Source organism: Saccharothrix deserti (assembly GCF_009769385.1).
Classification (GTDB): Bacteria; Actinomycetota; Actinomycetes; order Mycobacteriales; family Pseudonocardiaceae; genus Actinosynnema; species Actinosynnema deserti.
Window position 1 is genome coordinate 40,071 of the sequence record NZ_VKAB01000034.1, and the last position, 13,123, is coordinate 53,193.

The 13,123-nt window shown below is 71.9% G+C and carries 12 protein-coding genes and 1 pseudogene; 6 read left to right on the forward strand and 7 right to left on the reverse strand.

What is annotated here, in order from left to right; translation table 11 throughout:
• Positions 1 to 34: 34 nt before the first annotated feature.
• Positions 35 to 1,018 carry a succinylglutamate desuccinylase/aspartoacylase family protein gene (locus FM051_RS38725; protein WP_158852102.1) on the reverse strand — a complete coding sequence of 328 codons (984 nt, stop codon included), beginning with the start codon at positions 1,016 to 1,018 and terminating at the stop codon, positions 35 to 37.
• Between the two features lie 7 nt (positions 1,019 to 1,025).
• Entirely contained in the window at positions 1,026 to 2,162 is a 1,137-nt protein-coding gene (solA, locus tag FM051_RS38730) for an N-methyl-L-tryptophan oxidase (protein WP_158852103.1), read from the reverse strand.
• A gap of 190 nt (positions 2,163 to 2,352) precedes the next feature.
• Between solA and FM051_RS38735 the strand changes: the two genes are divergently transcribed.
• Entirely contained in the window at positions 2,353 to 3,105 is a 753-nt protein-coding gene (locus tag FM051_RS38735; protein ID WP_202919238.1) for an IclR family transcriptional regulator, read from the forward strand.
• Between the two features lie 23 nt (positions 3,106 to 3,128).
• On the opposite strand, the gene FM051_RS38740 is transcribed toward FM051_RS38735, so the two are convergent.
• Genes FM051_RS38740 through FM051_RS38750 form a run of 3 tightly spaced genes read right to left on the reverse strand, consistent with a single transcriptional unit; the run spans position 3,129 to position 8,694 of the window.
• Positions 3,129 to 4,565, reverse strand: a complete 1,437-nt coding sequence (locus tag FM051_RS38740) for an NAD-dependent succinate-semialdehyde dehydrogenase (protein WP_158852104.1) — start codon at positions 4,563 to 4,565, stop codon at positions 3,129 to 3,131.
• The gene (locus FM051_RS38745; RefSeq protein ID WP_158852105.1) at positions 4,562 to 7,438 is read right to left on the reverse strand and encodes an FAD-binding and (Fe-S)-binding domain-containing protein; all 2,877 of its coding nucleotides are present in this window, start codon (positions 7,436 to 7,438) and stop codon (positions 4,562 to 4,564) included. The genes FM051_RS38740 and FM051_RS38745 overlap by 4 nt, the downstream gene beginning before the upstream one ends.
• A complete protein-coding gene (locus tag FM051_RS38750; RefSeq protein ID WP_158852106.1) occupies positions 7,435 to 8,694 on the reverse strand; it encodes an aspartate aminotransferase family protein in 1,260 nt (419 codons plus the stop codon). Before FM051_RS38750 ends, FM051_RS38745 begins: the two co-directional genes overlap by 4 nt.
• A 215-nt stretch (positions 8,695 to 8,909) precedes the next feature.
• Between FM051_RS38750 and FM051_RS38755 the strand changes: the two genes are divergently transcribed.
• The 3 genes from FM051_RS38755 to FM051_RS38765 all read left to right on the forward strand — a co-directional run bounded on the left by FM051_RS38755 (position 8,910) and on the right by FM051_RS38765 (position 11,597).
• Positions 8,910 to 10,562 (forward strand): PucR family transcriptional regulator, encoded by a 1,653-nt coding sequence (locus tag FM051_RS38755; protein WP_158852107.1) that lies wholly within the window; start codon positions 8,910 to 8,912, stop codon positions 10,560 to 10,562.
• A gap of 118 nt (positions 10,563 to 10,680) precedes the next feature.
• Positions 10,681 to 10,944, forward strand: a complete 264-nt coding sequence (locus tag FM051_RS38760; protein WP_158852108.1) for a hypothetical protein — start codon at positions 10,681 to 10,683, stop codon at positions 10,942 to 10,944.
• 32 nt (positions 10,945 to 10,976) lie between these two features.
• Positions 10,977 to 11,597, forward strand: a complete 621-nt coding sequence (locus FM051_RS38765) for a chorismate mutase (protein ID WP_238412961.1) — start codon at positions 10,977 to 10,979, stop codon at positions 11,595 to 11,597.
• Between the two features lie 27 nt (positions 11,598 to 11,624).
• Here FM051_RS38765 and FM051_RS38770 read toward each other — a convergent pair whose 3' ends face one another.
• Positions 11,625 to 12,101, reverse strand: coding sequence for a hypothetical protein (locus FM051_RS38770; protein ID WP_158852109.1), 477 nt, complete (start codon positions 12,099 to 12,101; stop codon positions 11,625 to 11,627).
• Between the two features lie 119 nt (positions 12,102 to 12,220).
• Positions 12,221 to 12,343 (reverse strand): hypothetical protein, encoded by a 123-nt coding sequence (locus FM051_RS53400; RefSeq protein ID WP_274383859.1) that lies wholly within the window; start codon positions 12,341 to 12,343, stop codon positions 12,221 to 12,223.
• 19 nt (positions 12,344 to 12,362) lie between these two features.
• Here FM051_RS53400 and FM051_RS38775 point away from each other — a divergent pair, with 19 nt between their 5' ends.
• Positions 12,363 to 12,797 carry a sensor histidine kinase gene (locus FM051_RS38775; RefSeq protein WP_158852110.1) on the forward strand — a complete coding sequence of 145 codons (435 nt, stop codon included), beginning with the start codon at positions 12,363 to 12,365 and terminating at the stop codon, positions 12,795 to 12,797.
• Positions 12,794 to 13,093 (forward strand): annotated as a pseudogene (locus FM051_RS38780) (response regulator); the annotation flags it as partial. The gene FM051_RS38775 and the pseudogene FM051_RS38780, both read left to right, overlap by 4 nt.
• Between the last annotated feature and the right edge of the window lie 30 nt (positions 13,094 to 13,123).

Below are 13,123 nucleotides of genomic sequence, written 5' to 3' on the forward strand. Positions count from 1 at the left end.
GAGACTGGGTGGGAGGGGAGGTTCGGGGATCGGGCTAGCGGGGTGCCGCGATGGCGGCGAGCTCGGTGCCGGGTACCACGGTCAGGCCGTGCATGCCGTAGAAGACGCGGCCGGTGGCCGTTGCGCGGACCTCGTGTTCCCCGCCGTCGGCGGGGTCGGTGATGCGGCCGATGACCTGGCCCTCGGCCACGTCGTCCCCGGCGGCGACCTCCGGGTACCACAGGCCGGCGGCCTCGGCGGTGACACCGCCGACCCAGACCCACTCGGTGGCCGGCGGCTGCTCGACATCCTCGCCGTTGAGGAAGTCGAGCACCCTCAGCAGCGCGGCGACGAGGCGCTCGGCCGCCTGCGGGTCGCGCTCGCCGAGCTGACCGGTCTCGACGAGGATGGCAGGGATACCGAGACGCGCCGCCGCGGCGTGGCTGTTGCCGCCATCGGCGTTCAGACCCAGGATCACGTCGTCGTAGCCGATGACACGGGCCATGGTGGCGGCCTTGGCGTCGAGTTCCGGGTCGCCGGTGAGGCGGTAGCCGACGAAGTTGCGGAGGAACTCGTCGATGCGGCCGGCGTGCAGGTCGACGTACGCGTCGGCGCCGTGGATCAGGTTGGCGAACAACCAGGCCGCCAGTCGCTCGGTGGGACTGCCCTCGGGGTCGCCGGGGAACACGCGGTTGATGTTGACCCCGTCGAGCGGGGACGTGCCGAGCCGCCCGTCGTAGACGGCGGGAGGGTTGGCGACCAGGCAGAGGAGCACCTGCCCTCGCACCTGGTCGGGGTCGAGTCGGGCCGCGAGTCGGTGGGCCGCGTCGATTCCGGTGAACTCGCCGCCGTGGACGCCGGCGGTGATCACCACACGGGGGCCCGGACGGCTGCCGTTGACCAGGGCCAGCGGGATGTCCACGGTCAGCGTGCCGAGCTCGGCCCGAACGCTGCCGCGCACCTTGGTGCCCGGCTCGGCGCTCAGCGCGCCGACGGTCAGGATTGCCGCCCCGCCGTTGATGATCGCTGTGTTGGTCATCGCTGCGTCACGCCTCCGTGCGGTTCGAGGTGGAGATGAAGTCGATGGGCTGGGACGACGCGCCGTCGAGCGCGAGGTCGGCGGCGATGTCGCCGAAGGCGGGTGAGAGCTTGAAGCCGTGGCCGGAGAAACCGGCGAGCAGCACCACGTTGTCGTTGCCGGGCAGCGGGCCGACGAGCGGGCGGCTGCTCTCGGTGTAGCCCTCCATGAACACCGACAGCCGGACGGGATCGGGGTGCAGGTCGGGCATGTGGCGTCCGATCAGCTCGGTGAAGATCTCCAGTTCCGCCGGGTCCACCGTGCGGTCGAGCCGGTTCGGGTCGTCCACCGGGCGGTGCAGGGCGCGGGACAGGCCGAGTTTCACGGAGACGCCGTCCGGTGACGGCAGGCCGTAGCAGTGGGTGGGCGCGGTGCGGATGAAGGCCGGGCGCTCGTCGCCGAACCACGCGTCGGCGGTGGCGGGCACGTACCAGGCGCTGACCAGCCTGCGGATCTCCACCTCCCACGGGAGTTCCGGCAGCAGGTCGTTGACCCACGGGCCGACCGTCACCACGACCGCGTCGAAGCGCTCGACACCCGCGTCCGTGCGGATCTCCACCCCGTTGCCCGCGGATGTGATCTCACGGACCGGGGTGTAGCGGTGGATGCGCGCCCCCAACTCCTCGGCACGACGGGCGGCGGTCTGCACGGTCAGCTCGGGACGGATGAAGCCCGCACGGCGGTCCAGCACGGCGACGTCACCGTCCTCGATCCGGTACTGCGGGAAGCGCTTGGCCAGCAGGTCGGCGTCCAGGACCTCGTGGTCCAGGCCGTGCTCGGCGATGGACTCCAGGACGGTGCTCATCTGGTGGTGCGCGGTGGGGCCCATCAGCAGGCACCCCGTGAGGCGACGCAGCTCGCGGCCGGTCTCGCGCTGCAACTCCTCCCACAACGCGTCGGCGTGCTTGAGCAGCGGCACGTAGCGCGAGTCCTCGAAGTGCGCGCTGCGGAAGATCCTGGTCTCGCCGCCCGCGGCGCTGCGATCGTGACCGGGGGCGAACCGGTCGTACCCGACCACCTCGGCGCCACGGGCCGCCAAGCGCCAGGCGGCCTGGCTGCCCATCGTTCCGACGCCGACGACGGCGACTCGCTTCCTGGCAGACACGGGTCTTCCTTTCGGCCTATCGGACCGCCAAGCTGATGCGGCCGGATGGGGGGACTCTGAGGGATTCACTCATCAACTGTGCCGCAATGTGGCACACCGTGCTAGAATCTGGCACGAAGAATGGCAGTTGCTCCGAAGGGAGTCAAGAGGTGTCCGGCAGGACTTCACCGCTTTAACAGGGGGATAACGCATGGAGATGAAGAGCGTGACCCGGTCGCTGCGCATCCTGGAGGCGGTCGCGCAGCACCAGCCGGTCACAGTGGGGGAACTGACGAAGATCTTCGGGCTGCCCAAGTCGACGGTGCAGCGCACACTGGTCACCCTGAGCGAGGCGGGGTGGTTGCGCGCAAACCGGAAGGACACGACGCGGTGGGAGATCGGCGTGCGGGTGCTCGCCGTGCGCCCTGCGGCCTTGCAGGGATCGAGCCTGTTCGCGGCGGCGCGCGAACCCATGATCCGCTTGCGCGACAAGGTGAACGAGACGATCCACCTGTCCGTTCCGGACGCCCTCGACTGCATGGTCGTGGTCGACCGCGTCGACTCCTCGCACGCGGTGCGCACCTTCTACGAGATCGGCGACACCTCGCCGATCCACGCGACGGCGACCGGTCGGGCGATACTGGCCAACGTGGAGCTGTCCGACGTGGAGGAGCTGCTGGCCCGCTCACTGGAGCGCTACAGCGAAGCCACCATCACCGATCCTCAGGAGCTGAGGGCCGAGCTGGACCGCGTGCGCGCCGACGGCTACGCGGTCAACCGCAACCAGTACCGGCCCGACGTGTGCGCCATCGCCTCGGCGATCCTCGACGGGGACGGCACGCCGCTGGCCGCCGTGGCGATATCCATGCCGGACTCCCGCTGCGACGACGCCCGGCTGCCCGAGTGGGGTCGGCTCGTCGCCGAGGCGGCGGCGGAGATCTCCGCACGCCGCCTCGGTTCGTAGCCCACGGATGTCGCGGTGTCGGCCTACACCGGCACCGCGATGTACTTGTACTCCAGGAATTCCTCGATCCCGACCCGGCCGCCCTCCCTGCCGAGGCCGGACTGCTTCACGCCGCCGAACGGCGCGGCGGGGTTGGACACCAGGCCGGTGTTGAGGCCCACCATGCCCACCTCCAGGCGTTCGCTGACCCGCAGGGCTCGGTCCAGCTGTTGGGTGAAGACGTAGCCGACCAGGCCCCACGGGGTGTCGTTGGACCGGCGCACGACCTCGTCCTCGTCGTCGAACGTGAGGATCGCCGCCACCGGGCCGAAGATCTCCGTCGACATGAGCCTGCTGTCGGGGTCGACGCCGGTCAGGACCGTGGGCGGGTAGAAGTGACCGGGGCCGTCCGGGGTGGTTCCGCCGACCAGCACTTCGGCGCCCCGTTGCACGGCGTCGTTCACCAGTTCCTGGACCTTGGCACGGCCTGTCTCGTCGATCAGCGGGCCCACGTCCACGCCCGGCCGGGTGCCGGGCCCGACGACGAGTGCGCCCATGCGTTCGGCCAGTCGTTCGGCGAACCGGTGCGCGACGGTGCGGTGGACGAAGAAGCGGTTCGCCGCCGTGCACGCCTCGCCCATGTTGCGCATCTTCGCGGTCATCGCGCCGTCCACGGCGGCGTCCAGGTCGGCGTCGTCGAAGACGATGAACGCGGCGTTGCCGCCCAGCTCCATCGACGTGCGGACGACGGTGTCGGCACTCTGCGCGAGCAGCAGTCGGCCGACCTGCGTTGAGCCGGTGAAGGAGAGCTTGCGGATCCGGCCGCCGCGCAGCATCGGCTCGACCACGTCACCGGCCTTCGACGTGGTGACGACGTTGAGCACGCCGTCCGGCAACCCGGCCTCCTGCATGATCCGCGCCAGCGCGAGGCTGGACAGCGGGGTCTGCGGCGCGGGCTTGAGCACCATCGTGCAGCCCGCGGCTACCGCCGGGCCGATCTTGCGGGTGCCCATCGCCAACGGGAAGTTCCACGGCGTGATCAGCAGGCACGGTCCGACGGGCCGCCGCATCAGCAGCATCCGGTTGCGGCCGTCCGGCAGGACGCCGTAGCCGCCGTCGACGCGCACGGCCTCCTCGGAGAACCAGCGGAAGAACTCGGCCGCGTACGCGACCTCTCCCCTGGCCTCGGCCAGCGGCTTGCCCATCTCGGCGGTCATGAGCGCGGCGAGCTCGTCGGTGCGGGAGAGGATGATCTCGTACGCGCGGCGCAGGATCTCGCTGCGCACCCTGGGTGCGGTGGCCGCCCACTCCTCCTGGACGCGCACGGCGGCATCCTCGGCCAGCAGGGCGTCCTTCGGGCCGGCGTCGGCGACGTGGCGGATCACCTCGCCGGTCGCGGGGTCGTGCACGGGCATGGTGGCGCGGTCGGCCGCGTCCAGCCAGGCGCCGTCGATGAACAACTGGTTCGGTACGTCGATCACGGTGTTCCTCCTGGTCGGGCGGCCTGGTCCAGCAGTTGGGCCAGGTGCGTCGCGCGGATGCCCCGGCCTTGGGCGAGGTGGTCGATCTGGGTGGCGCAGCTGAAGCCGTCGGCCACGACGATCCCGTCGTCGGGCTGTTCGTCGAGGCGCGGGCGCAGCGAGAGGTCCGCGACGGCCATCGACGTCTCGTAGTGCTGTTCCTCGAAGCCGAAGTTTCCGGCCAGGCCGCAGCAGCCCTCGGCCTCGGTCACCTTCCGCACGCCGAGCTTGCGGAGCAGGTCTTGCGGTCGGCGGCCGGCGAACGTGGCGTACTCGTGGCAGTGGGTCTGCAACAGCACGGAATCGGGTAGCGGCGGTGGGGTCCAATCCGGTGCGGCCAGGTCGGTGAGCGCGCCGGTCAGGGTGTGGACGCGGGCCGCGACGCGACGGGCGGCGTCGGTGTCGAGCAGTTCGGGCACGTCACGTCGCAGAGCGGCGGCGCAGCTCGGCTCGGTGACGACGATGGGCAGGTCGCGGTCGGGCGCGCTGTCGAGGCGGGCCACCGTGCGGGCCATGACCCGACGTGCCACCGAGAGCTGGCCGGTGCTCACCCACGTGAGGCCGCAGCACAGCCCGTCACGGGCTGAATTGGGGATGCCCGCGTCGCTGAGCACTCGGGCGGTGGCGCCGGCGACCTCGGGGCGGAACGCCCTGGTGAAGCTGTCGATGAACAGCAGTGCTGCGGGCTTGTTGGTCTGCGGTGCGTCACGAAGGGCGGACCGGAGCGCGCGCCGTGAGGCGAAGGCGGGGATTGCGCGTTGTGTTGTGACGCCGCCGAGTCGGGCCGCCAGCGTGCCCAGTGGCCCGCGCAGCAGTGCGTTGACGGGGCGGGCGACGTAGCGGGCCAGGGCGGAGGCGGCGGGCAGCCAGCCCAGCGAGTAGTGCGAGCGGGGTCTGATCCGGCCCCGGTAGTGCTGGTGCAGGAACTCCGCCTTGTAGGTGGCCATGTCGACGCCGACCGGGCAGTCGGTCGAGCAGGCCTTGCACGACAGGCACAGGTCGAGGGCGTCGCGGACCTCCGTCGAACGCCAGCCGCCCTCGATCGTCTCGCCGCGCAGCATCTCCTGCAGGACGCGCGCCCGGCCCCTGGTGGAGTGGTTCTCGTCGCCGGTGGCGCGGTAGCTGGGGCACATCACGCCGCCCGCGTCGCTGCGGCAGCGGCCGACCCCGACGCACCGCCGTGCCGCACCGGCGAAGCCGTCGTCGTCGTGCGGGAAGGTGAAGAGCGTGGGGCGGCCGTCCGGTGCGGCGGGGTTGTGCAGGACCAGGTCGGCGTCGAGGGCGGCGGGTGCCACGATGACGCCGGGGTTGAGCAGGCCGTCCGGGTCGAAGAGCCGTTTGAAGGCGGCGAACGCCTGGATCATGCGCGGGCTGTACATGACGTCCAGCAGTTCGCCGCGGGCCCGGCCGTCGCCGTGCTCGCCGGAGAGCGTGCCGCCGTGCCGGACGACCAGCGTGGCCGCTTCGCGGAGGAAGCGGCGTGCGGCGGCACGGCCGGTGTCCGTGCCGAGGTCGAAGTCGATGCGCACGTGCACGCAGCCCGCGCCGAAGTGCCCGTACAGCACGCCGGTCAGGCCGTGCCCGTCCAGCAGCGCGCGGAACTCGCGCAGGTAGGCCGCCAGGTTCTCCGGCGCGACCGCCGCGTCCTCCCAGCCCGGCCACGACTCGCCGCCGTCGACGAGGCGTGCGGCCAGGCCGGCGCCGTCCTCGCGGACCCGCCACAGCGAACGCCGTTGCGCGGCGCTGTCCACCAGCCTGCCGTCGCACATGCGCCCACGGGCTTTGAGGACGTCCAGCAGTTCGCCGGCGTTGATCGCGACCTGTGCCTCGTCGTCACCGTCGAGTTCGACGTACAGCCAGGCCCGCCCGTCGGGCAGGCCGGTGACGGAGTCCGGGCCGCGCCGGGCGCGCATGGTGGCGACGATGGCCTCGTCCATGCCCTCCACGGCGGTGGGCGACCAGCGCAGGATCTCCGGGACGTCCTCGGCCGCGTCCACGAGGTTGTCGTAACCCAGCGCCAGCAGGGCCGATGCCGGAGCCGTGGCGACCAGGCGGACCGTGGCGGCGACCACGACGGCGCACGTGCCCTCGGTGCCGACCAGTGCCCGTGCCACGTCGAAGCCGCGTTCGGGCAGGAGGTGGTGGAGCTGGTAGCCGGAGACCTGGCGGGGGATGCGACCCAGTTCGGTGCGGATCAGCGCCAGGTTGTCCACGACCAGCTGCCGCGCGTCCTCGGTCAGCCGCGCGATCCGGGCCACCGCCTCGGGGTCGGCCGGGTCGGCGGCACGCAGTCCGGTGTGGTCGGCGATCGCGAGGACGCCGTCGGCGGTGACGATCTCCAGCGACTCGACGTGCGCGCTGGTCCGCCCGTGCCGGACGGAACGGTTGCCGCAGGCGTCGTTGCCGATCATCCCGCCGAGGGTGCAGCGGCTGTGCGAGGACGGGTCGGGGCCGAACGTGAGCCCGTGCCGCGCGGCGGCCGTCCGCAGGTCGTCCAGGACCACTCCGGCCTCGACCCTGGCGGTGCCCGCGTCCGGGTCGATGTCCAGGATTCGGTTCAGGTGGCGGGAGAAGTCCAGGACCACCCCCGGGCCGATGGCGTTGCCCGCCATGCTGGTGCCGCCTCCCCGCGCGGTGATCGGCAGGCCCAGTTCCCGGCACGCCCGCAGCACGGCGCGCACCTCGTCGACGGAACGCGGGAACGCCACGGCTCGCGGCGGCACCCGGTAGTTGGAGGCGTCGTAGGCGTAGGGCGCGGTCCCGCCCGCGCCGGTCTCCAACCGCATACCGGGAGCGGATCGGGCGAGCAGACGCGCCAGGGCGTCAGCCGTCATGGCGCCGACACTCCCGCTTCGACGGCCGAGGCCCATGCCTGCAGGCCCTCGTCCACCGCCTGCTCGTCGATCACCAGCGCGGGGATCATCCGGACGACCTGGTTCCACGCGCCGCACAGCAGCAGGAGCAGCCCTGCGTCCGCGGCGGCGCGCTGCACGCGGGCGGCGGTCTCACCGTCGGGCCGACCGTCCGCGGTGACGAACTCCGTGGCCAGCATCAGGCCGAGACCCCGCACGTCACCGATGGCCGGCGTCGTGGCGGCGACCGCCTCCAGCCCCGCCCGCAGCCGCTCGCCCATCCGCTCGGCGTTGTGGACCAGCTTCTCGTCGCGGACGACGTCGAGGGTCGCGCACGCGGCGGCGCACGCCACCGCGTTGGCCCCGTAGGTACCGCCCTGCGAGCCCGGCCACGCCTTGCTCATCAGCTCCTCGGGGGCGGCGATGGCGGACAGCGGGAAACCGCTGGCCACGCCCTTGGCGGTGATCAGGATGTCGGGCGCGACACCGAAGTGGTCGTGGCCCCAGAACCGGCCCGTGCGGCCCACGCCGGTCTGGATCTCGTCCAGGATCAGCAGGAAGCCGTGGCGGTCCGCCCGCTCGCGGAGGCCCTCCAGGAAGGCCTGGGTCGCGGGCACGTAGCCGCCCTCGCCCAGCACCGGCTCGACGATGATCGCGGCCGTGTCGGCGGGTGCGGACACGGTCTGGAGCACGTAGTCCAGCTCTTGGAGCGCGAAGCGGGTGGCGGTCTCCTCGTCCCAGCCGTACCGGAACGCGGTCGGGAACGGGGTGACCACCACACCGCTCATCAGCGGCGAGAACCCGGCCCGGAACCGCGTGCCGGAGGTGGTCATCGAGGCGGCGGCCACCGTGCGGCCGTGGAAGCCGCCGTGGCAGACCAGGATGTTCGGCCTGCCGGTGGCCTGCCGCGCCAGCCGCAACGCGGCCTCCACGGCCTCGCTGCCGGAGTTGGCGAAGAACAGGCTGTCCAGCCCGGCCGGCAGCACTTCGCCGAGCTTGTCCACGAGCCGCCGCAGCGGTCGGTGCATCACCGTCGTGTACTGGCCGTGGACGAGCGTGCCGACCTGCTCCTGCGCGGCGGCCACCACCGCCGGGTGGCAGTGGCCGGTGCTGGTGACGCCGATACCGGCGGTGAAGTCGAGGTAGCGCCGGCCGTCCTCGCCGTACAGGTGGACGCCCTCGCCCCGGACCGCGACCACGGGCGTGGCCTGGCGGAGGTGCGGCGACAGTGCGGTCATGGTGGTCTCCCTGGCTCTCGGGGGGGCGTCCCGAGCATCTCCGGGGCGCTGAGGCGCGACAACGCGTGTTCTGTCCGCCTGGAGCACGGGGTTTGGACGTTTTGTCAACGTCCGGGGCCGGCGCCTGCCGTCCGCGACCGCGTGGGCGTCCCCGGGCTGCTCTTGCGCAGGTGGAGACCCGCTTGTCACAGTGACCGGGCACCGAGGGAGACGCCGTGGACGAGGAATTCCGGGCCGCCGGACCGGCGCGGCCCGGCGAGCAGGGCCAGGCGGTCGGCGCGCTCACCGTGGCCGACGTGCTGGCGCTGCCGGTGCTGGCGGCGGGGCTGCCCACGGTCGTCACCGGCGAGTCCGAGCTGGACCGGCCGGTCCGCTGGGTGCACATCACCGAGCTGACCGACCCGGCGTCGTTCCTCAAGGGCGGCGAGCTCGTCCTCACCACCGGAATGCCCCTGCCGACCGACCCCTCGCTGGTGCGCCGGTACGTGGACGAGTTGGCGGACGTGGGGGCGTCCGCCCTGGTCATCGAGCTCGTCCGGCGGTTCCACCGCCCGCCCGACGCGCTGGTGCGGGCCTGCCGGACGCGCGGTCTGCCGCTGGTGTCGCTGGCCAAGGACGTCAACTTCGTGGAGATCACCCAGGTCGTCCACGCCCTGATCCTCGGCAACCACGCGGAGGCGATGCGCAGGACGCAGCAGATCCACGACGCGTTCACCGCGTTGACGCTGCGCGGCGCGGGTCCCGAGGACGTGATGCGGGCGGCGGCGGAGATGAGCGGCCACACGGTGGTGTTGGAGAACCTGGCGCACCAGGCGGTCATCTGCGAACCGGCGGGCCGCACCGTGGAGGACGCGCTCACCGGCTGGGAACGTCGTTCCAGGGCTGTCCCGCCCGGCGACGACACGGACGTGCGGGGCCCCGAGGGGTGGCTGGTGACCCCGGTGGAGTACCGCGGCGAACGGTGGGGCCGGGTGGCCATGCTCCCGACCCTCGTCCCGCCGGCGCCGGGAAAGCCGACCCGTGCCGCCAGGGCGTTCGGGCCGGAGGACGTCACCGTGCTGGAGCGGACCGCGATGACGTTGACGATCGCGCGTCTCATCCACGCCACGACCTGGGAGCGCAGAGCGCACCGCAACCTCCTCCAGGACATCGCGGAGCAACGGCACCGCTCCCCCGACGAGGCACGGGTGCGCGCCGCGGCGCTGGGCCTGCCGACCAAGGACGGCCGCTTCCTCGCCGTCCTCGTGGACACGTCGGCCGAACTCGAAACGTCGCTGGCCGACGCCCTGGAGCCGACCTTCGGCCCGGTCCTGGTCGGCGAGCTGAGCCCCGGACGCGTCGGCGTCCTGCTCTCCCCGCGTCCCGCCCAGCCCTGGCGGCCCGCCGTCGAGCAGCTGAGCCGCACCGCCCTGGACGTCGACCCGTCGGCGGTGATCAGCGTCGGCTCCGAGGTCGCGGACCTCGCCCACGCCGCCCGCTCGTTCCGCGAGGCGGCACGCGTGGCGGAAGCGGTCCTGCCCGACTCCCCCGGCAAGCCGTTCCACGAACTGTCCGACATCGGCCTGCGGCAGCTGCTGTACACGCTGCGCGAGGACGTCCGGGTCCAGGACTACGTGGAACGGCAGATCGGCCGGCTCGTCGAGCACGACACCCGGCACCACACCGACCTGCTGCCGACCCTGCGCCACTACCTCGACGCGGCGGGCAACAAGACCACCGCCGCCCGCCGCGGCGACCTCTCCCGGCAGACGCTCTACCAGCGCCTTCGAGCCATCGAACGACTGCTCGACTGCGACCTGGAATCCGGGGAGCGGCGCACCGAACTGCACGTCGCCCTCATGGCGCTCGGCGTTCTGCGGCTGAGCTGAACAACGGAGCTGAACAACGGAGCTGAACAGCAGCGCTCCCTCCGCAGCCGGTGCGATCGCTATCGTGATCGGTGGTGACGGGCAGGCCTTGCGGATGACTTGGGGGACCATGATCGGCGTGACGCGGCAACTCCCCGCGAAGGACCGTCCGGGCAAAGACGCGTGGTTGGGACCGATCGCGTTGTGCCTGGGCCTGCTCAGCTGGCCCACCCCCGCGGGAGGCGCGGTCCTCGCGGCGGGCGCCGTGGTCTGCGGCGTGCGGTCGATGACCACCAAGACCGAGTACCGACTGGACTGGACCGCCGTCACGGGCACCGGTATCGGCGCCCTCCAGCTCCTGCTCTCGCTGATGTTGCTGGTCATGGAAGCCCGAGGTCACTGACCGAACCCTGACGGCACCGGTAGTCTCGCGCTGTGATCTCGATTCCGGGAATGCGCGTGTCGGTGGGCAGGTCGTCCGTCGCGGTGCTCGTGGCACTGCTCGTCACCGCCCTCGGCCCGGTCAACGGGGCGACGGCCACCGGCGGAGCGAGGGAGTCCCTGGTTCCGCTGACCGGGCTCTCGGCGGAACGGGTCCTGCTGGCCGACAAGGTCGCCGCGGCGAAGTTCGGCACGCCCGCGCCCATCGACGATCCCGCACGCGAGCAGGTCGTGCTGGACAACGTGCGAACGCTGTCGATCGGCATGGGCGTCGATCCCGAGGAGTCGGTCGCGGTGTTCCGCGACCAGATCGAGGCGAACAAACAGGTCCAGCGCCACCTCTACGCGCTGTGGACCGCGCACCCCGAACTCGCGCCCGTCGAACGGCCCGACCTGGCCACCGAAGTCCGCCCTCAGCTGGACCGGATCACCCTGCGACTGCTGGAACAACTGAAAGCGACCGACCACTCCCGCGCACGCCCGTCGTGCCCCGGCCGACTCCTCGCGACGCGGCTGTTCGTCTCCCACGACCGGAACCTCGACCCGCCCCACCGCGCGGCACTGGACCGTTCGCTGTCGTCCGCCTGCGATCGACCCGCGGTCGGCACGCCGTAGTCGATCACCGTCACCGGTGGGTCCACCTCATTCGCTCCACTTCACCGCGTCGCAGTTCGCGGTCACGTAATCGGCGGCCTGCGTGCCGTCACCCGCCTTCGCCTTGGCAGCGGTCTCCCTGGCGTAGCGCTGCCCGTCCGGGTCCTCCGGCGAGAACGTCGGCAGCACCTCGGCCATGACCTTCAACGCGCGTGCGACCGAGACGTGATCACCACGTTGGCGCGCGTCCTCCCACGACGCGTACCAGGCACACGAGTTGGTGATCTCCAGAACGACCCGCTCGGCGCCTTCGGGCACCTTGCCGTCACCCGGTCCCGACTTCTCCGCGAGCACCGACAGGTCGGGTTCGCGGCCTTCGGGCCAGCTGAACGCGGAGTACTTGTCGCCCAAAGCCTTCGCGTACTGCTGCGGGTCGAGCAAGCGTGCCGGCTGCGGCTGCGGCTGCGCAGACGCACAGCCCGCCAGCGCCAGCAGCGCCGTCACGATCACGATGTGACGTTCCACCACAGCGTTCCCCCCAGCTGATCGACGACGGACTTTCCGCGTGCCCCTGGACGTTCTGCGAAGTGGCGCCCGCCGCGCCCTGGCCGGCGAGGACCAGGCGACGGCGGTGAGCGCCACGATCAGTGACCGCTCCACCACAGCGTTCCGCCAACGGTGCCGTCGTTCCCGACGCCGTACGCGGCGAGGCAGAACTTGGTGCCCGCCTTGAAGTTGGTGCCCACGTGCTTGCGGTGCTCCTGCATGGTGACGAAGCTGCCACGGGTGTCACGGTCGCGCGCGAGCGAGTCGCCCGACGGGCCGGCACCGGGCCTCGGTGAGCTGGAATCGTTGGTCGACCGCGTCCGCGCCACCGGTCTGGAGGTGTCGCTGACCGTGCGCGGCGACACGTCGGACCTGCCGTCCGGCCTGCAGATGACGGTCTACCGGGTCATCCAGGAGGCGTTGACGAACGTGCTCAAGCACGCGGACGGGGCCACGGCCGAGGTGGCGGTGCGCCGTTACGCCGGACAGCTCTCGGCGGAAGTCGTCAACTCGCCGCCGTTGGCACCAGTCCGGGCGGCCGGTAGCGGGCACGGCTTGATCGGGATGAGCGAGCGGGCCAGGATCTACGGCGGAACGCTCGTCGCGGGTCCACGCGCGGACGGTGGTTTCGGCGTGGAGTTGACCGTGCCCCTGGGAGGAGGGACGTTGTCGTGACGCGCGTCCTCGTCGTCGACGACCAGGCGCTCTTCCGCGCCGGACTGGTGTCGCTGCTCAAGGCCGCACCGGACACCACGGTGGTCGGGGAGGCGGGCGACGGCGCGACGGCCGTGCAGCTCTGCGAATCACTCGAACCCGACGTGGTCCTGATGGACATCCGCATGCCCGTGCTGGGCGGGATCGCCGCGCTGGAACGCATCGTCGCCGCCGGCTCACCGGCCCGGGTGCTGATGCTGACGACGTTCGACCTCGACGACTACGTCTACCAGGCGCTGCGTGCCGGCGCGTCCGGGTGACCGTGGCCGCGGTCACCAGTTCACTGC

What these genes read in the sequence shown, in the direction of transcription:
- FM051_RS53400 (WP_274383859.1), bottom strand. Translation starts at nt 12,343, where the DNA reads ATGCAGGAGCACCGCAAGCACGTGGGCACCAACTTCAAGGCGGGCACC.
- FM051_RS38725 (WP_158852102.1), bottom strand. Translation starts at nt 1,018, where the DNA reads ATGACCAACACAGCGATCATCAACGGCGGGGCGGCAATCCTGACCGTC.
- FM051_RS38745 (WP_158852105.1), bottom strand. Translation starts at nt 7,438, where the DNA reads ATGACGGCTGACGCCCTGGCGCGTCTGCTCGCCCGATCCGCTCCCGGT.
- FM051_RS38750 (WP_158852106.1), bottom strand. Translation starts at nt 8,694, where the DNA reads ATGACCGCACTGTCGCCGCACCTCCGCCAGGCCACGCCCGTGGTCGCG.
- FM051_RS38735 (WP_202919238.1), top strand. Translation starts at nt 2,353, where the DNA reads ATGGAGATGAAGAGCGTGACCCGGTCGCTGCGCATCCTGGAGGCGGTC.